At 32.6% G+C, this 19,086-nt stretch carries 13 protein-coding genes and 5 pseudogenes; 12 read left to right on the top strand and 6 right to left on the bottom strand.

Features of this window, described 5'->3' with window-relative positions:
* The first annotated feature begins 34 nt into the window (after positions 1–34).
* The 3 genes from pseG to pseI are packed head-to-tail and all read left to right on the top strand — an operon-like array spanning position 35 to position 2,739.
* Positions 35–1,135: a UDP-2,4-diacetamido-2,4,6-trideoxy-beta-L-altropyranose hydrolase gene (gene pseG, locus JFT95_RS27915; protein ID WP_201053877.1), complete on the top strand. Its 1,101-nt coding sequence runs from the start codon at positions 35–37 to the stop codon at positions 1,133–1,135.
* A gap of 1 nt (position 1,136) precedes the next feature.
* Positions 1,137–1,697, top strand: coding sequence for a UDP-4-amino-4,6-dideoxy-N-acetyl-beta-L-altrosamine N-acetyltransferase (pseH, locus tag JFT95_RS27910; protein WP_002069616.1), 561 nt, complete (start codon positions 1,137–1,139; stop codon positions 1,695–1,697).
* Positions 1,690–2,739, top strand: coding sequence for a pseudaminic acid synthase (gene pseI, locus JFT95_RS27905; RefSeq protein ID WP_002169371.1), 1,050 nt, complete (start codon positions 1,690–1,692; stop codon positions 2,737–2,739). Before pseH ends, pseI begins: the two co-directional genes overlap by 8 nt.
* Positions 2,740–2,864: 125 nt before the next feature.
* Here pseI and JFT95_RS27900 read toward each other — a convergent pair whose 3' ends face one another.
* The 3 genes from JFT95_RS27900 to JFT95_RS27890 form a co-directional block, all read right to left on the bottom strand.
* Positions 2,865–3,842, bottom strand: a complete 978-nt coding sequence (locus JFT95_RS27900; protein ID WP_201053875.1) for a CgeB family protein — start codon at positions 3,840–3,842, stop codon at positions 2,865–2,867.
* 31 nt (positions 3,843–3,873) lie between these two features.
* Positions 3,874–4,119 carry a hypothetical protein gene (locus JFT95_RS27895; RefSeq protein WP_002169373.1) on the bottom strand — a complete coding sequence of 82 codons (246 nt, stop codon included), beginning with the start codon at positions 4,117–4,119 and terminating at the stop codon, positions 3,874–3,876.
* Between the two features lie 224 nt (positions 4,120–4,343).
* Positions 4,344–4,577 carry a hypothetical protein gene (locus tag JFT95_RS27890; protein WP_002016601.1) on the bottom strand — a complete coding sequence of 78 codons (234 nt, stop codon included), beginning with the start codon at positions 4,575–4,577 and terminating at the stop codon, positions 4,344–4,346.
* Positions 4,578–5,183: 606 nt separating this feature from the next.
* On the opposite strand from JFT95_RS27890, the pseudogene JFT95_RS27885 reads away from it, so the two are divergent.
* From JFT95_RS27885 to JFT95_RS29740, 5 genes and pseudogenes are all read left to right on the top strand, one after another.
* Positions 5,184–5,360: pseudogene (locus JFT95_RS27885) on the top strand (IS4 family transposase); the annotation flags it as partial.
* Between the two features lie 366 nt (positions 5,361–5,726).
* Entirely contained in the window at positions 5,727–8,156 is a 2,430-nt protein-coding gene (locus JFT95_RS27880; protein WP_201053874.1) for an insecticidal delta-endotoxin Cry8Ea1 family protein, read from the top strand.
* A gap of 331 nt (positions 8,157–8,487) precedes the next feature.
* Positions 8,488–8,841, top strand: a pseudogene (locus tag JFT95_RS27875) (IS4 family transposase); the annotation flags it as partial.
* 174 nt (positions 8,842–9,015) lie between these two features.
* A pseudogene (locus tag JFT95_RS27870) lies at positions 9,016–9,831 on the top strand (anthrax toxin lethal factor-related metalloendopeptidase); the annotation flags it as partial.
* 755 nt (positions 9,832–10,586) lie between these two features.
* A pseudogene (locus JFT95_RS29740) lies at positions 10,587–10,749 on the top strand (DNA cytosine methyltransferase); the annotation flags it as partial.
* A 265-nt stretch (positions 10,750–11,014) separates the two neighbouring features.
* Here JFT95_RS29740 and JFT95_RS27865 read toward each other — a convergent pair.
* The 3 genes from JFT95_RS27865 to JFT95_RS27855 all read right to left on the bottom strand — a co-directional run bounded on the left by JFT95_RS27865 (position 11,015) and on the right by JFT95_RS27855 (position 13,757).
* Positions 11,015–12,445: an IS4 family transposase gene (locus JFT95_RS27865; protein WP_201053872.1), complete on the bottom strand. Its 1,431-nt coding sequence runs from the start codon at positions 12,443–12,445 to the stop codon at positions 11,015–11,017.
* Positions 12,446–12,554: 109 nt separating this feature from the next.
* Positions 12,555–13,196: a CPBP family intramembrane glutamic endopeptidase gene (locus JFT95_RS27860; RefSeq protein WP_016093796.1), complete on the bottom strand. Its 642-nt coding sequence runs from the start codon at positions 13,194–13,196 to the stop codon at positions 12,555–12,557.
* 24 nt (positions 13,197–13,220) lie between these two features.
* Positions 13,221–13,757 (bottom strand): PadR family transcriptional regulator, encoded by a 537-nt coding sequence (locus tag JFT95_RS27855; RefSeq protein WP_016093795.1) that lies wholly within the window; start codon positions 13,755–13,757, stop codon positions 13,221–13,223.
* A gap of 757 nt (positions 13,758–14,514) precedes the next feature.
* Here JFT95_RS27855 and JFT95_RS27850 point away from each other — a divergent pair.
* The 4 genes and pseudogenes from JFT95_RS27850 (at position 14,515) to JFT95_RS27835 (ending at position 19,063) form a co-directional block, all read left to right on the top strand.
* Entirely contained in the window at positions 14,515–15,222 is a 708-nt protein-coding gene (locus JFT95_RS27850) for a response regulator transcription factor (protein WP_201053870.1), read from the top strand.
* The gene (locus tag JFT95_RS27845; RefSeq protein WP_201053868.1) at positions 15,219–16,205 is read left to right on the top strand and encodes a sensor histidine kinase; all 987 of its coding nucleotides are present in this window, start codon (positions 15,219–15,221) and stop codon (positions 16,203–16,205) included. The genes JFT95_RS27850 and JFT95_RS27845 overlap by 4 nt, the downstream gene beginning before the upstream one ends.
* A gap of 143 nt (positions 16,206–16,348) precedes the next feature.
* Positions 16,349–17,119 (top strand): ABC transporter ATP-binding protein, encoded by a 771-nt coding sequence (locus JFT95_RS27840; RefSeq protein WP_286676791.1) that lies wholly within the window; start codon positions 16,349–16,351, stop codon positions 17,117–17,119.
* Positions 17,094–19,063 (top strand): annotated as a pseudogene (locus JFT95_RS27835) (FtsX-like permease family protein). Before JFT95_RS27840 ends, JFT95_RS27835 begins: the two are co-directional and overlap by 26 nt.
* The last annotated feature ends 23 nt before the right edge of the window (positions 19,064–19,086 follow it).

The following is a 19,086-nucleotide window of genomic DNA, read 5'->3' as shown; positions in this document are numbered from 1 at the left end:
TAAATTGTAGTGCTTTTAGTGAGGAGGGAGTAACTTGCTTGAGAAAAAAATTGCCTTTCGCGCCGACGCATCTATTGAAATAGGTACCGGTCATATTATGCGTTGCTTAACACTGGCCCATGAGTTACGGAATAAAGGTGCTCAAGTTTATTTCATTTGTCGTAAGCTGCAAGGTGATTTGCAGCAATATATTTTAAATAAGGGATTTCATGTGTTTTTGTTAGATGCAGATGGTGAAAATACGAATTTCTTAAGTACAGTACACGGGAGTTATTTGGATTGGTTAAAATGTCATTGGTTTGTTGATGCACGACAGACCAAGGATATTTTGTCGCAACTTCCCAATTTTGATTGGTTAATTGTTGATCATTATGGATTAGATGAAAAGTGGGAAACTGCTTTAAGAAAAACTGTAAAAAAGATTATGGTAATCGATGATCTTGCAGATCGAGTACATGATTGTGAATTGTTATTAGATCAAAATCTATACGAGAGTCTTAATGAACGCTATAAAGAATTAATACCAGAGCACTCTTTAATAAAATTAGGACCTAAATATGCCATATTACGGCCAGAGTTCCATTCTGCTAAGAAATTTTTACGAAAAAGAACGGGTGCGGTTGAACATATTTTTATATTTTTTGGTGGGCACGATGTAACGAATGAGACATTAAAAACGTTAAGAGCTATACAAAATATTAATAGTGATACTTTAAAAATAGATGTAGTGGTAGGAAGCCAAAATCCTCATAAGAAAGATATTCAAAATTATTGCAAGAGCATTTCAAACGCTTCATTTTATTGTCAAATAGAGAATATTGAAGAGTTTATGATACGAGCGGATTTAGGGATAGGAGCTGGGGGCACAACAACATGGGAGCGCTGTTTTCTTGGATTACCTTCTATAACAATTACAACTGCACAAAATCAAATAGAAGTAACCAAAGCTGTGGCGGAGGCCGGAGCTACATGGAATATCGGTACAGCTGAAAGTGTTTCAGATGAAACCATTACGAAATGTCTAAACAAACTTTTAACAGATTCAGATAAAGTGAGAGAAATGTCTAATAAGGCTCTTGCCATAAAGTGTGCCAGTAATTCGGATGAAATAACAAAAATTATTTTAGGAGGATAGTATGTTAAACATTGAAAAATTCCATTTGAAATGTATAGAAAAGAAAGATTTAAATCTTATTTTAAAGTGGAGGAATACAGAAGAAATTCGTTCTGTTATGTACGAAGATCATAAAATAACAATAGACGAACACTATAAATGGTTTGAAAAACTAAAATATGATGAAACAATGATTGCAAGATTACTAATATATAAAGAAAAGCCAATTGGATTTGTTAATTTTACAAAAATAAATAAAATAGATCGAACTTGTAATTGGGGATTTTATATAGGAGATAAACAGAGTGTAAGGCGTGCTGGAACTGTATTAGGTATAGTAGCATTAGACTATATTTTTGAAACAAATGGCATACAAAAAGTATGTGCAGAAATATTAGAATCAAATCGTATTAGTTTAAACTTTCATCAGAAACTCGGCTTCCAGGAAGATGGAAGATATGTGAACCATATTTTCAGGGATAATGAATTTATCGACGTTATTACAATGACCCTTTTTTATGAACAATGGATGGAAAGGAAAGAAGCTATAAAAACAGAAATTGAAGGTGAAAAATATGAGTAATTTATATATCGGGGGTAGAGAGATTGGCAATAGCTCGCCACCATTTATTATTGCAGAAATGTCAGGGAATCATAATCAATCATTAGATAGAGCCTTGCAAATTGTAGAGGCAGCAGCAGAGGCTGGAGCACAAGGATTTAAAATTCAAACATATACACCAGATACAATGACTTTAAATATAGAAAATGGTGATTTTTTAATTCAGGATACGAAAAGCTTATGGAAAGGTAAAACACTTTATCATTTATATAAAGAAGCATATACACCATGGGAGTGGCATAAACCCATTTTTGATCGCTGTATAGAATTAGGAATGATACCATTTAGTACTCCATTTGATGAAACTGCTGTAGATTTTCTAGAATCATTGAATGTTTCTTGTTATAAAATCGCATCTTTTGAAAATACTGATATTCCCCTCATACGTAAAGTAGCAACGACAGGAAAACCAATAATCATTTCGACAGGTATGGCTTCTATTGCTGAATTAGATGAAACAGTAAGAGCTGCGAGAGAAGAGGGATGTAAAGAATTAATTCTATTAAAATGTACAAGTACGTATCCTGCATCTCCGAAATCTACAAATATAGCTACGATACCTCATATGAAGGAGTTATTTAAATGTGAAGTAGGTTTGTCTGATCATACACTTGGGGTAGGAGTATCTGTAGCGAGTGTCGCCTTGGGAGCCACAGTAATTGAGAAACATTTAACGCTTTCGAGATCGGATGGAGGAGTTGACGCTGATTTTTCAATGGAACCTGCTGAATTTAAATTATTAGTAAGCGAAACTGAAAAAGCATGGGAATCTTTGGGGAAAGTATATTATGGCCCTACTGATTTAGAAAAAGATTCTTTAAAATTTAGAAGGTCATTATATGTTGTAGAAAACATAAAGGCGGGAGAGGCTTTCACGATAGAAAATATTAAAGCTATTAGACCAGGTAATGGCTTATTACCAAAACACCTATCCAAAATTATCGGAAAGAAAGCGAATAAGGACATTGAAAAAGGAACGCCTGTTTCGTGGGATCTTATTTGATAGGGTACAATTAGATACTACTAGGAATTCGTTGAATAAATTAAAATGCCTTTTCAATTTAATGAAAAGGCATTTTAATTTATTCAGAATGATTATAGAAGAAAAGATATTTTTAATTTAATAACCTAATGAAGTTGTGATTGTAAAATAGTCGTAATAAAATGGATTCTCTCATGAAAAGTATGCTGTGTAATAACTTTTGTATGAATTTTTTCGACCATTAATCTTTTCGAAATCGTATCATTCAAATGGAAAAATACTTTATTTAAACAGTCCTCAAAGCTATTATAGGATATAATTTCATCTTTATTGAAGAAAGATGAAAGGTCAGATTTTTCTTCAATAATTTGAAAGCCTTGGCAAGCTGCAATATCAAACGTACGATTATTAATGGTATTATTTTTTACTTTATTTTTATTTTTATTCTGTGAAAATAGATGACTACGATGAGGGTTTAATATAAGACTAGCGTTATTATAATAGAGTGCAACTTCTTGAGGTGGAATCCATTCTTCTATAATTTTAATTCTTCGGTGATTTTTCCATTTTTTAATTAACTTATTTCTCCAGTGTTGACCAATAACAGTATAGTGATAAGGGGTTTTTTCCAAAAGAAACTGCATCAATTTTACTCGGGTTGGATAAGGATATCCAATGAACAATATTTCACTTTTATATTTCGAATTTTTTAGACCAGGCTTAAATACATCTATATTAGTTGCTAATGGTAAGTGGTATACATTGGTATATCCTAAACCTGAATAATATTTAAGTGCTTCACTATCAATAGTAAATATAAAATCAAAGTTATTTAATAGAAGAAGAGAGGTATCTATATAAAATGGGTCCTCTGTTAACCAGACAGCTAATTTAATGTTCCTTTTTTTAAAATATTGAATTGCTTTTTGTGGTAGATGATTACCTAATAAGGTGAAAACAATATCAGGATGAAACGTTGTTGTAATGAAATCCAATTGCTCTATTAATTCACTCGGCTGTACTGCTAACCATTCGAAATTTTGATCGATAAGTGTTCTCTGTATGCTTTGATCTAGATATTGATAGATTTTTGAGTAACCAGAAGTAATGTATAAGAGTTTCATATTTCAATCCCTGCTTTAGGTTTAAAATATATTATGAGATAAATGTAACACTTTCTATTTCTTTACAACTGATCTTAGTAATACTTGTAGTAGGAGGAGTAACTGAATTTTCCTCTTCTAATGTGACGATACAAGTATTAGGGTTAAAATTTGTAAAAATAGCAGGTCCAATAATATTTCCAGATTTACCAGTCACAGTAACGACTTCGCCTGGTTGTAAATTTTTAAAAATACTACAGACTCCACCTGAACAACGAAATAAATTACATAAGAACAAATTTATCCCTCCTTTAAACAATATACTATATCATATGAAAGTATGTAGAGGGATGTGTAGACAAGTAACCTTTAGAAGGGAAAAAATTCAGTTTAAAGCAACTTATTGAAATGATAGATACAATGGAACAATACATTTTGGAGCATTTTGATTAGATTATCCATAGTTAAGACATTCATTAGAATGTCTTAACTATGGATTGAACTTTAACCACTTGAAGCATCTTAAGGGGTGGTTAAAGTAACACTTTCTATATCTTCACAACTTATGAATATGGTATTGGTAGAAGAGGGGGTTATCACATCTTCTTCAACTAATACAACCGCACAAATAGTCGGAAAGAACAATGAAAAAGTAGCAGGTCCAATAATTTGTCCTGATTTAGTGGTAATTGTAACAACCGTTCCTGTTGGCCACGAAGAGAATAAAAAACAAGCCAAACCTGTACATTCTGCCATATTAAGCCCTCCTAACTTTAAGTTTTGATTAATATAATACAATTCAAACATTTCATATTGTATGTGGTAACAATATGAAATGTTTGGACTAATAAAAAACTAGAATTATATAAAAACGTAAAAGTAGTATATTAACTTACATCTATCTTTTTTAGTTAGCCTGGATGTTATTTGTTTTTAAAAATATAATATTTTAATGAATTCCCCGAAAGAATTCTCCTTCCTCAAGCGTGTGAAGGGCGTTGCCCAACGGTAGGTGGGAGATGAATTTCGGTTTGGCATATCCAAAAACTTTTGATAAACTAGCTATATGAAGTTCTTTGATAACTTGATATATGAGGTTGCAGGAAGAAAATAGAGTGCGAAAACCAAGCCATTCGGTTCCTGCGTAAAATATCAACCGTACCAAAAGAGCGTCCAAGCGTTGGACATCTAGGGGTGGAACACCCCGAAGTAACGCTCAGGGAGACGAAAGGGTACTTTCGTCGTGGAACTGAGAAGCTCCCACTTCAAGCTTTGCTAAGTGGCGAGTAGTTCACTACCCTCAAGTACCAAAAAAAGTCATCCTTTCTAATCTAGCTTATTTAGAAAGGATGACTTTTTTTGATGAATCTCTCGATTCAAGATGAACTACAACCATTTGTAGAGGAATTACAACGATATGTGACACCTGTATTTTTAGAAGAACTTGCAAGAGAACTTGGGTTTGTAAAGCAGAAACGTAAGTTTTCTGGGTCAGATTTAGCCACCATTTATATCTGGATTAGTCAACGAGTCGCTAGCCCTTTTATTAAAACTCAATAAATGTAAGAAAAGTTATAATATTATGTCTTTTTAAATGATAGTTAACCTTTAGTGTATGATTTTCACATTAAATTTTCTTTTTTTACTACGTTTATTAAGAGGAATATTTAAAAATACACTTTTAAATAAACATAATAGCTATCAAAGGCGGGGATTTTCATAGAATTGCTAAATGTTGTGTCAATCATTACTATTAAGACTATATCCCAATGAAATTAGAGTATACTTCTTCTATTCTCAAGACTATAGGCATGAATTTGACAAGAAAATATTTCTGAATTTTTGTATCAGAAGCACCCAAAGAACAAAGCATAAGGGGATTTACTTATGGGAACGGGGGATTTTATGACAAAGAAACAAAAGAAAATATTATCTATCGCATTAGCTACGGGTGTATTTGCTGGAACCTACATTCCAACTGCTTATACGGCATTTGCAGAAAATGAACAAAAAGAAGATTTACAAGAAAATCAAACAAAAAATATTAATCAAAATAGCCTTCCGATAGATTCATATGGTTGGTTTGAGAACCCTTATAAGGGAGTAACTTTTTCACAATTTATAGATGCATTTAATAACAATCAGTGGCAACCTTTATTAGTCAATATTAAGAACAAAGGGGATGCTGGTTCGGGTACTATTTCTTTTCTAAAAGGCATGATGACAACAGGATTATCATTATTACCACCACCAGCTAGTCTTTTAGCAAGTATTTGGAGTGTGTTTATTCCTACTAATGATGCTAACGGAACGGATATGTGGAGGCAATTAGAAACATACATCGATGAAAAAATAGATAGTAAAATAAATGATTATCATAAATATCTTATGGGTGCTGAATTTAATGGGGCTATGTCAGCGATAAAAGAGTATCAACGGGTTCTCCAAATATATAATGACAGTGAAAATAGCTTAAAAAGAGTAGAAGAGCCTGGCACACCAGTGATTGAAGCTGTCCGAGCAGCAGATAGGAAGTTGAAAGAGTTTATTGCTGTTATTCAAACGCCTGAAAAATCAAATGATTCTGTATATCAACAAATAACAGCTCCAATCTTTGTGCAAGCTGCAAATGCTCATCTCTTATTACAGAGAGATATGATTTTATATGGTGAAGAATGGGGAATGGATAAAGATCAATGGCAAGGATATAAGGATAATCAGAAAAAACTTATTCAAGAATATACGAATTATGCTATGAAAGTATATAATGATGGATTGGAAAAAAGGAAAAAAGAAGCTGAAGAGATTAATACGCAACAACCAAATAGAAATACTGACAGATGGAATCATATTAATGATTATGTAAGGGAATATACATTAAGCGTTTTAGATTTTGTAGACTTGTTTCCAGCAACAAATCCTGAAACATATTCTAAAGGCGTAATGCAAGAAAATTCTAGGCAAATTTATTCTTCTATTAAAGGCGCAGTCATACCACAAGGAGGAACAGGGGAAGGAACAACATGGGAAAACATACAAAAGATCCTAGATTCTCAAGAATATAAAGGGGATCTGCACAAGCTTGATATACGATCCTTTGATCGTATTGATGCTATTCAACCATGGTTTTCTGATAAGCAGAATGGTGGTTCCAATTGGACTACTCCTGGATGGACTGGAAATACAAGTGGGGGGGCTTTAAAGACTCTTATAAATCCTTCTGATAATCCGATTACTAGAGTTAAGGCGCAATCAAGCCGTACTCCTAATTATATTGACTTTAAATTTGATACTGGGGGAGATAACCCTTACTTTGGTAGATATTTTTCAGGCGGATCATACAAAGAAGATATTTTTGAATATCCGAATCAAAAACTTTCTCAAATTCACGCATTTAACAGAAGTACCTATCCAGGATTTGAAGGTATTGATGCAGTAGTATTTGGGTTTGTCGACAAGAATCTTACACAGTCGTCCACTTATCTAATGACAAATATGATAACAACAATCCCAGCTGCAAAGTATAACCGTGGAATGAGCAATTTTCAACCACAAGTGGAATCTATACATGCTAAGCAAAAAGCGATGAAAACTGATACTACCAATTCTTATTTAGCATATGGCGTCGAAATTTCTAAAGAACAGGAATATAAAATTAGATATAAGGTTGCAGCTAACGAGAATTCTAAAATCAGTCTTTCACATAGAAAACCTGGTGGTAACTATGCAAAAATAGATGACACTAATATTCCTATTACTGGAAATTCAGCGGACACTGTTAAAGGAGAATATGGTTCTTACAAGATTGTAGAAGGCCCTATTGTTAAGTTAACAAAAGGTGCACATGATTTGAAATTGGAAAATTCACAAGGTAAATTCTCCTTAGATCAAATTGAATTAGAACCTGTGGAACGGGATCAAGTGATAGCGCGGGATAATTTTGACGATCAACGGTTAAATTGGATTAACCTAGGTGGTATTGTAAATGGAGGTATCACAGGGAAAGCTGGTATGATTGGTACAAATGGAGATACTTGGACTTATATTCAAGATCAAGTATTACCATTCTCTAAATATACCTTGAGTATAAAAGTGAAATTGAATTCCAATGATGGAAATGAGCGACAAAAGGTAACGATATTCACAGATAATTTGAAACATGAGCGAATAACAAAAACAGTCGAGCTTAAGGGGAAAGCAGGCTATCAAGAAATACAACTAGAATTTATTACAAGTAGGGATTTAGCAAACACTCATGTTGGGATTCTAACGTCAAATGGAACATCTAATGTATTATTTGATGATGTCCAAGTTATAGGTGCAAAAAAAAGCTAAACTAATATGGGTTCTGATGTAAAAACTTTGAAACATATAAAAATGGTTTATCAAACTTGGATATACTGATAGGAGCACCATACATGCCCATCAACAATACCCCTAAGTACCAAGAAAACGTTATTCTTTCTAAACTGATATGCTCTCCTTTAGGTAGACAGATAAAAAATAAAAATCTGTTTGCTTGAAGGAGAGTTTTGTTAATGTCTAAAAAAGTTTACTCTGCGGAGGATAAATTTAACATATTGAAAGAATGGGAGGATGGTAATTATTCACTAAATGAACTTGAGTCCGTTTTTAAAGTAAGTCGCATCAATCGAAGCACTCATCAAGTCCTGAGGGACTGAATCAACGGTTTAATAAGGCGGCCGTCCTACTTTTACACCCCCTACTAGCCGAACTACTAAGCAAAAAATTGGCCGCATCTATGCCGATTTCTTCTCCATACACTTCTGTTTTCAAGCATACTCGTATTTTAGATTCAACTGCATTTCAACTCCCAGATGTATTTTCATCGGTTTATCCAGGTGGACAGTTCCTACATATTCATACAGGTCCAGGTAAACAACATGATCGCACTTACGGCTCTCTGTGTGTCCCAACTGTAACAGCAAATGATTTATGTATCCGAGATTTAGGTTGTTTTCATTTAAAAGACCTTCAATACATACAATATAAAAAGGCAAGCCAGTATGGAAAATAAAATTAACCCAGAATTATTGGAATCATGAAATGAGGCTTTTAAAAGGAAGTCTTATTTCTTCAATCACTATCAATTTTGTTTTTGAAATATCCCTATTTAATCAAAGGGTTATTAAAAATCATATAACGGGAGGATTTATATGAAAAAAATACAATTTTGATATTATGGATATTTATTCTGTCTATTTCCCTTACAAACCATCCCCTTGCAGCCGAAACTTTAAACAACCTTGAGTTTATACAAGAACAACAGACTAAAAATGAAAGGCTTATTCATATTGATATAAGAGGAAATAATGTGGAAGAATATCAAGAGGCACAACATATGGTTGATAGAATAAAAAAAATAAAAAGCGGCATACTTGATAAATTAGTGGCAGACGGAACATATGTAAAACTTGTTAATTATCCTATCACTGAGTCTGACGAATACAGGGACCTAAAAGGATTAATTCCACGAGGATGGGAAGGGCAAACCAATGCCGAAGGAAAACAATTGACCTGGGATGATGTACCAGGTGTGGGATCTGATATTGGTGGAAAACCTGTAATGGCTAGAATAGGTTTTAGTGAGAGAGGAAAGGGGCATGGTTCCATTAATTTAGAACTTCATGAAATAGCGCATGCAATTGATCGAGTGGTTTTTTTTAATATAAGTCATACTGATTTGTTTGATGTTCCTTTCAGTCAAGAGAGACAGAAATTTTTCCCGGATAAATATTACGAAAATAAGGAAGAATATTTTGCGGAATGTTTTACATATTATTATTTTAGCGAATCATCTAAGCAAGAGCTAAAAGATAAGGCTCCATTGACTTATAGATGCATAGATTTATTAATTAAAACTGTTCAAGGGGATTCCAATTCAACAGAACCTATTAATGAACTATTAGACGGAAATCAATTTGCTTGGTCTTTAAAAGGATATAGTAATCGAGAATTCGCAAAAGTAGATTATAACAAGAAGGCAGAGTTAATTATGGATTTAAAATAAAGTCACGATGTTTATAAAAAAGATTCGATGCTCTATCCCTTTAGGTGGTTATCTAAAGGGGTATTTTTATACTAAAAAGGAAAAGAACATCTGAATTGAAGGATAGACTAGGGAACTGTTGTGTGGCAATAAGTTATTCCTGTGAACTACTCGCCACTTAGTAAGGCTTGAAGTGGGAGTTTCTCAGTTCCACGATGAAAGCAACCTTTCGTCTCCCTGAGCGTTACTTCGGGGTGTTCCATCCCTAGATGTCCAACGCTTGGACGCTCTTTTGGTACGGTTGATATTTTACGCAGGAACCGAATGGCTTGGTTTTCGCACTCTATTTTCTTCCTGCAACCTCATATATCAAGTTATCAAAGAACTTCATATAGCTAGTTTATCAAAAGTTTTTGGCTATGCCAAACCGAAATTCATCTCCCACCTACCGTTGGGCTACGCCCTTCATAACGCTTGAGGAAGGAGAATTCTTTCGGGGAATTCGTTAAAGGATGCTATTATTAGACATTCTCGAAAAAAATATACAAGAAAAGTATTTCCTATCAGAAGAAAAATTGGACAAAATCGTATTTAAATAATAGGAAATATTAATTCTAGTGGTTGGAGAAGGGGTGGAGAGATGTGTAATCCTATGAGGATATCCCCTACGATTACATGCAAAGATGATCCCAGGGTTTTACTTCCTAATAAAAAGGCAGCTTAATTAGAAATTAATTAAATGGAGAGTGTAAATGATGAAAAGCTATAAAATCCATATTAAAGAAGCTACAAAAAAAAGGATATGCAGTAGCTGAAGTGGGGGATAGTGTTAATTATTCTGTTCCAGGGAGTAAAACTAGAAGGGGAAGAGGAGGGAAAGGTGTTGCTCAGACATTAGATACTGCTTGTAATCAGGCTGATTAACAAGGGATCCTACCACACCGCTATCAAGCTAAGAAAAACAAATGCCCATCGACCTAGGATTTCAAAGTAACTCCATAAAGAAAATTTTATGGAGCAATAAATTAATTAACTTGATGGTGATGGGGTCCCGCCACATCGCCATCAAGCTAAGATTAAGTAAAAGTCCGTCAACTAGACTTTTTCTATTTTCTAAAGAGTTGATATCAGCTTTCTAAAAATCTGCATACCAAATAAACCCTAACGGGTTTCATTTTTTTAATTAAGCTACATGATTGTGAGTAACGAAATAATTGTACACGACACCCAATATATCAAAGACTGTTTTCTTCTCATATCGATGAGACTTCCGCCCATTTTTATGCAAGAGATTGAACAAACGAAGGAAGGTCTTTGATAGTTCCTGGGTGTTTTGTTGTAGAGATTGATATATAAGTAGGTAGTAATCTTTAATGATATAGACCGCTTTATATTCACTTAATTCTCGTTTCTTTTTGACGAGGAGTAAGTGACGCATTTGAAACATAGTGGAGGAACAAAGAAGGATACTAATTAATTGCCCATATAAATGACACTCTAGCCGTTCTAATTTTACAGAATTACAATGATGAATACGAAAAAATGATTTCCATGTTTTAAATATCAATTCAATTTGCCATCGTAAGGAGTAAAAATCGTATACTTGTTCCTTTGGTAGATATTCCGAAGGGATATTCGTAATGTAAAAGTTTATTGCACTAAGCCGCTTACTGCGTTCTTTATAGGTGATTTGTTTCTTATGTTCTTTAGATGCTAAATCTTTTTGCCTACGTTTCATTTGTGTTTCAGTTAATTTATATAAGATAAGTCTTGCAGGAAGTTTTTGATACATTCCGATATAAATCTCAGGAATCTCATATGTTTCACCAGACTGTAATTGGTCAATAAATTGCTCCATATCTAGTTGAATGTACTCAGAATGCTTTTTTATCGTTCCATTGTGAAAGTATTCAGGTTCCTTATTCTTTTGATATATACGAGTATTGAGCTTTAATCGTGAAATAAAATAAGCATCACACTCGCTTATAATATGTAGATCTTTTAAGTCGAAGTATCCTAAATCACGTATACATACATCGTGTGGTTGAAGAGACGTTAGGCAAGTGGATCCATACGTTTTATCATTGTGTTTTCCCGATCCTACATGAACATGTAGAAATTGACCACTTAGTAAATCGTACTCTAATTGAATTTTCACACCAGCACTTTGACCACTACCTCCTGAACCTTGATATGTAGAGGCAAATTTATCTGGAACCTGAAAATGTGTAGAATCCAATACACGAATCCGACGAAAATAGTTTGTATACGATGTTGGAATTTGGCTAGATAAACAAAATTGTTGATGGAGTAAAGAGGCTAATATTTGTTGTAACAACTGTACAGCTTGGGAATTAAAGCGTTGATTGAGTCCTTCTGGGCTCATAGAAATACCTGTGTTAACTTCTAATCGGCTACATAGTTGTGTCAATGAAGTATTTGCTATATTTTGGCTTAACCAAACACATAGAGCCACAAAATCCTGTGCGCGGTATTTACTTTTTCGTTGAACAAATCCTATCTCTCTAGCTAACTGTTCCAAAGCATACGGTGACATATATCGTTGTAGTTCTTTAGAAAACAATTCTAGTTCATCTAAAATCGATAAATTCATACAAAAACGCCATCCTTCCTGTATAATTCTACAAAAAGAATAGCGTTTTTTTCGCAATTTGAATACAAATTTATCTCAGCTTAATGAATATAGAATGGATTTTCTTAATTTAAATAGTCATCATAAGTAAAACAGCAACGATATTGGCAGATGCATGAGCTATCCAAGAAATATAGATATTCTTCGTTTTATAGAAAATAACCCCAAAAATCATACTATCTATGAATACTGTTATTAAATCTATTAAAACCACAATAAAATTCCCAATAGATATATGCATCAATGTGAAAATGATAGATGATAATAAAATCGAATAAACAGGTTTTATAAGCCAGTTAAGTCTTCCTTGCACTAAACCTCTAAAAGTAATTTCTTCTCCTAAAGCTAATATTAGTAAAGTGAAAAGTAAATTCCCATTAATTGCTTCAATGAAATCAGCTCTTTCTAATACATGATCTAACACTTCTGGAAATATATTTTTATACAAAAGGAAATAAATCACTTGTAAAATCACGCCAACCAATATTACAAGTGGCCAAGAATGTTTCAAATCGCTCAAGATATTTTTTCGATTAAATCCAATACTTTCCCTTGTCCTTTTTCTAGCCATTCTCTCTATTAAAAAATATACAATCGGTAGTATGAATACTAATCCTTTTATTTGTGGAATAAAAAAAGTACTGACTAACATAGCGACTACAAAAATCACCATTTCAAGAAAGGGACGTTTCTCGAACAAAATTGTCTTCATTTGAACCTCCATTAACTAAAGATGTTACTTACATGTATTGTTTTTTCTTTTCATAAGATATTCTAGCCAGCTTATCTCCATTTCTAAATGACGAACGCCATAATCGAGGAGTGAAGAACGATGGTAAAATTCTTCAGAATTACTTGACTGAGACGTTTGTACTGCAACAATTTCCTCGACTTGTTGAAGCTTAGACTTTTGATTTTTTAAATGATAATAAAATTCTTTTAAAAGATTCGAGCGTTTGTCTTTCTCTAGATAATCAATAAAGAATATTTTTACTAAGTGTTCATTTTTAGTAGTTTGTAAAGGCTGCTCAAGCCATTTGAAAAGTGCAACTTTTCCTGCATTCTGTATCGTATAATTTTTTTTGTTTTTACTATCACCCTTCACATTTTTTACACTTACCCATTCTTTTTCCTCGAGCCTTTTAAGTGCGGGATATAGACTACCAAAACTGGACTTGTAGAAAAAACCGATAGAGTGATCGATATTCTTCTTCAAGTCATAGCCGCTCATCGATTCCTCATGTAACAAACCTAATATGATATATTCAAGCATTTTATCACCTCAACTTTATATCTAAATTATATATCGTTTCGATATATTGAGCAATAACTTTTTATTTGAATGTATGAAATTATACATTATGAATCCCCTAGTTTTTTGTACTTGGGCTTAAATTTTTCAAATATAAAAATACCACTATTTATAAGAATTGGGATTATTTTTTCGTTATGGGGAGAAAAGAATTTCTTAGGTTGATGGGCATGGGGTCCCGCCAACATTTCGCGAATTTCGTACGCTAAGGAATTTTTTATTTAAAAAACTTGGTTTTACCGTACGTTAAGGAAGTTCTATAAACGATATTTCATGTTTGTTATGGTACTTTGTTTTTGGTAATGAGTTTTGGAACTGATTTTTAATCGTATTTCATTCTAATTTAGTAGAAATAAATAGAGCTCCATAAACGACAATTTTCTGGACACATAGTACAGTAATATATGTTAATTAAAAGTCAGAAAAGTAAATTGGATAAAAAATATTAATGAAAATATTGAGTTCTTACCTATTCAAATACCCTTACTAACATCAATTTATTTTATTAATAAAACTTATCTATATTCTGAAAAATCCCAACCCATTTACTGTTAAAATTTTTATTAATAAAAAACAACAGATATAAGCTTTATTTGATATTAATTGCATTTTAGGGCGTATGTAAGATATTATTTCTTTTAAATAAATTAACTTAAAAACTAAATATAAAAGCCAAACAAACTTTAAAAATCACACTTAAATTAGAGGAGAGTACGATATGAATACAATCATGATTGTAGAAGATGATATAAAAATCGCTGAATTACTGGGAACTCATATTAAAAAATACGGATATCAAAGTGTTATTATAGAGGATTTTGAAAATATCTTAGCTACATTTCAAAAGATTAAACCAGATTTAGTGCTATTAGATGTAAATCTGCCTAATTTTGACGGTTATTATTGGTGCCGCCAAATACGAGCTATTTCTACTTGTCCAATTATATTTCTATCTGCAAGGAGTGGAGAGATGGATCAGGTTATGGCTTTAGAAAATGGTGGTGATGACTACATTACGAAACCTTTTTATTATGAAGTTGTAATGTCTAAAATCCGTAGTCAACTCAGAAGAGCATACGGTGAGTATGCTCCAAAAGTAAAAGAACGAATAGTTGAGGAAACAGGATTACTCCTGTTTCCAGAAAGGATGGAGCTTCAACTAGATGATAAGACAGTTTTGCTTACCAAAAAAGAAACAATTTTATTAGAAATATTGATAACAAAATCTCCACTTCTTGTAAAACGCGAAGTAATTTTAGAACAATTGTGGGATAGTTCGTATATAGATGAGAATACATTGAGTGTAAATATAGGTAGAATTAGAAAGAAGTTACAAGAATTGGGTATCGAAAATGCCCTCGAAACAGTTCGTGGTGCTGGATATCGACTGCATGCTATTTGGGAGAAGGAAGGAAAGGATAAATGAAATTATTCTTACGAGAACATATCCCACTTATTTGTTATACATTCGGTCAATTGCTTATTATCCTTTTTATATATTGGTTTGATGGGTATCCACATATTTTGACAGCATTATATTCTGTATTTTTGGGTGTTTTTTTATTAATGGGTTATTTAATATATCGTTATTATAGTCATCGTTCATTCTACAAGCGTCTATCAACACCAATGGAAACGTTAAATGAATCAATAAAAGATAGTGATTTGACTCCGTTATCAATGGCCTTAGAAACATTACTTCAAACTCAATATCAATATTATCAAAACCAATTAAAAAAATGGGAACGAAAACAACAAGAACAAATGACTTTTATGAATCAATGGGTTCATCAAATGAAAACACCTCTTTCTGTTATTGAGTTAATTACACAAGATGCAGATGACTCTCGATTTGAAAGTATTAATGAAGAAACGGAAAGAATCAAAAAAGGATTAGAAATGGTCTTATATGTTGCTCGTTTAGAAACATTTGAACAGGATTTTCATGTAGAAAGATTGCAATTATTGGGAATGGTTGATTCTGTTATTCATGAAAATAAACGTCTGTTTATACGTAGTTATGTGTATCCAGAATTAAAAGTAGATCCGAGTCTTATTGTAGAAACAGATAAGAAATGGTTTCGATTTATACTCAATCAAGTACTGTCAAATGCAATTAAATATTCATCAAGTAAGAAAGGGAAAGTAATGGTATCGGTGTATTCAAAAGGACGAGCAATTATTTTGGAAGTAAGAGATTATGGAGTGGGTATTCCTACTGCTGATTTACCACGTGTTTTTAATCTATTTTATACTGGAGAAAATGGTAGGAAATTCAAAGAGTCTACGGGAATGGGATTATATCTTGTTAAAGAAGTATGTGAAAAATTAAATCATAAGATTGAGTTAGAATCTGAGGTAGGTAAGGGAACAAAAGTTAAAATCGTATTCCCATATGCATCTCGTTAACCGATGAAAGGTAAACTTTTCATCGGTTTTTTCTTTTGAATCTTACAAACTTGTTAGATAAATGTTAGGGAAATCGATATGAGACATACTATATATAGGCTACACTCCATGTATAGAAAAGAGAAATGGAAGGTGAAATACTTGTGGAGATACTACATGTTTCAGATTTAGGGAAAGTTTATCCTGGGAAAATTTCTTATACAGCATTATCCCATATTGATTTGAAAATAAATAAAGGTGAATTTGTAGGAATTATGGGACCATCTGGGAGTGGTAAAACAACGCTATTAAATATGGTTTCTACTATAGATGCTCCAACATCAGGAGAAGTATTAATTCATGGAGAAAATCCATATCTGTTATCTCCAAATCAGTTGTCTTTATTTCGAAGACGTGAATTAGGGTTTGTTTTTCAATCATTTAATCTCCTTAATACACTGACAGTGAAAGAAAATATTGTTCTTCCACTTACGCTTGATGGTGTAAGCCCTAGAGAAATGGAAGGTAAAGTGGAAGCTATTGCTGAAAAACTAGGGATAACTGAAATATTGGATAAACGTACGTATGAAATTTCTGGTGGGCAGGCACAAAGAACAGCAATTGCACGAGCTACTATTCATAATCCGAAATTATTACTTGCGGATGAGCCTACAGGAAATCTGGATTCAAAATCTGCTAGTGATGTGATGGAATTATTGACAACGCTTAATAAAGAAAATAGCACAACGATGATGTTAGTGACACATGATGCAATGGCTGCAAGTTATTGTGATCGAATTGTGTTTATCAAAGATGGACAGTTATACAATGAGATTTATTGTGGAGATAATCGCAAAGTATTCTATCAAAAAATTCTAGAGGTTTTAGCATTATTAGGAGGAAATGCACATGACTTTTCGACAATTCGCATTTAATAACGTCATTCGAAGTAAACGAACATATTTGGCTCATTTTTTAAGTAGTACGTTTGCCATTATGATTTTCTTTACGTATGCATTACTTGCATTTCATCCTAATTTACAAGGCGATCTTGCTGCCAGTGTAACAATCAATACATTTGCAAAGTCAGGATTACAGATATCGCAGGGGTTAATATTTTTCTTCTCATTCTTTTTTATCCTATATTCTGTAAGTGCATTTTTAAAAACAAGAAAAAAAGATTTTGGAATTCTAATGCTACATGGGATGTCACGCTCACAATTGAACAAATTAGTATTTATTGAAAATATAATAATTGGTATCGCTTCCATTTTAACAGGAATTACAATTGGAATGGCGTTCTCTAAGTTTATCTTAATTATGAGCAACAATTTGTTAATGATTGATAAAGGACTCCCATTTTACATGCCCTTTAAAGCAATTGGGATAACATTTGGAGCGTTCTTCTTATTGTTTTTATTTATTTCACTTTTCACTTCTCGACTAGTAAATGTAGAGCAATTAGTAGAATTAATAAAAGCAGAAGAAAAGCCAAAGCCTGAACCAAAAGCATCCTTTGGGCTATCTTTATTCGCACTTATTTGTATTGGATTAGGATATACGGCTGTTTTCCATAGTGTTCACGCAATTCATTACAAGGATATGAAATATGTATTATTCATGATGGCGACAGGGGTGAGCTTTGTTGTACTTGGAACGTACTTCTTATTTACACAGCTCAGTGTGTATGTGTTACGTGTATTAAAGAAAAGGGAAAATATTTTCTTTAAGAAAACAAACATACTCACCATTTCAGATTTAGTGTATCAATTAAAAGATAATGCAAAAATGTTTTTTATGGTCACTATTATATCTGCCGTTGCCTTCACTGCAGTTGGAACTTGTATGGGATTAGGTAACTCATCTATGGCTGAATCGAATAGTCCCTTTGCATTTTCTTATCAGTCTTATAATAATAATCCTTTAGAAAAAGAGCATCTAAAAAAATAGAAAGCGAACTCAATAATGGTGGGTTTAAATTCAAACAAGTAGCTTATTCAATAAAACAAATTCCAGATACCTTTTATAACAGTAATGTATTATTAAGCGTTATAAAAATAAGTGATTATAATAAGTTAGCTGAGGCATTTGGTTTTGAAAAAGAAAGCTTAAAAGGTGAAAATGATAGTTTTGTCATACCTTCAAGAAAAGTAACTAATACAAAATCTAATCAAAATAACTTTCGATTGTCGCATAGAAATATAAAAATAGATATGCATGTAAATAAAACACTAACGCCAAAAGAACTACAAGATACAAACATAACGACAATTATTATACCAGACGCTGTATATAATCAAATGCTAGTGGATCCAGAGAATCACTATGATGAATCCACTATCAATGGTTTTATTGTGAAAGATTGGGAGAAAACAAAAAAAGTTGCGGAAAATATTGTAGCTGCTTTTCAGATGGATAATAAAGGTATAAATGAGCATATAGTAGACAACGAAAAATATATATTTTCGTCTTTGATTTTTACATGGATAGTGATGAAACAAAGTTTTGGACTTGCATCCATTATGAGTGTATTAATAGGCATTGTTTTCTTTACGTTTGCTGCAAGTTTTTTATATTTCCGATTATATACAGACTTAGAACGAAATCAGCAGCAATATAAAATGATAGCAAAAGTTGGTTTAAGTAAACCTGAATTAAAGAAAATTGTGTCACGTCAACTTGCATTGTTATTCTTTTTACCAATTGCAATAGCGATTACACATAGTACAGTTGCTTTTATGGCCTTACAAAAGTTAGCCGATTTTTCAGTCTTGGGTAGTTCCGTTGTGGTATTGATTTGTTTCTTAGTTATGCAAATTATATACTTTTACTTTGTTCGTGCTCAATATTTGAAAAAAATGTATAAAACAATCTTTTAATTTAAAAAGAAGGAGAATATAGG

Origin of the sequence: Bacillus sp. TH17 (genome assembly GCF_016651125.1) — a bacterium.
GTDB classification, from domain to species: Bacteria; Bacillota; Bacilli; order Bacillales; family Bacillaceae_G; genus Bacillus_A; species Bacillus_A mycoides.
The sequence above is the reverse complement of the archived record's forward strand: the minus strand, read 5'-3'. Positions and strand labels throughout refer to the sequence as shown.

What these genes read in the sequence shown, in the direction of transcription:
- JFT95_RS27890 (WP_002016601.1), bottom strand. Translation starts at nt 4,577, where the DNA reads ATGGCAGAATGTACAGGTTTGGCTTGTTTTTTATTCTCTTCGTGGCCA.
- pseI (WP_002169371.1), top strand. Translation starts at nt 1,690, where the DNA reads ATGAGTAATTTATATATCGGGGGTAGAGAGATTGGCAATAGCTCGCCA.
- JFT95_RS27880 (WP_201053874.1), top strand. Translation starts at nt 5,727, where the DNA reads ATGACAAAGAAACAAAAGAAAATATTATCTATCGCATTAGCTACGGGT.
- JFT95_RS27845 (WP_201053868.1), top strand. Translation starts at nt 15,219, where the DNA reads ATGAAATTATTCTTACGAGAACATATCCCACTTATTTGTTATACATTC.
- JFT95_RS27865 (WP_201053872.1), bottom strand. Translation starts at nt 12,445, where the DNA reads ATGAATTTATCGATTTTAGATGAACTAGAATTGTTTTCTAAAGAACTA.
- pseH (WP_002069616.1), top strand. Translation starts at nt 1,137, where the DNA reads ATGTTAAACATTGAAAAATTCCATTTGAAATGTATAGAAAAGAAAGAT.
- JFT95_RS27850 (WP_201053870.1), top strand. Translation starts at nt 14,515, where the DNA reads ATGAATACAATCATGATTGTAGAAGATGATATAAAAATCGCTGAATTA.
- JFT95_RS27855 (WP_016093795.1), bottom strand. Translation starts at nt 13,757, where the DNA reads ATGCTTGAATATATCATATTAGGTTTGTTACATGAGGAATCGATGAGC.
- JFT95_RS27860 (WP_016093796.1), bottom strand. Translation starts at nt 13,196, where the DNA reads ATGAAGACAATTTTGTTCGAGAAACGTCCCTTTCTTGAAATGGTGATT.
- JFT95_RS27900 (WP_201053875.1), bottom strand. Translation starts at nt 3,842, where the DNA reads ATGAAACTCTTATACATTACTTCTGGTTACTCAAAAATCTATCAATAT.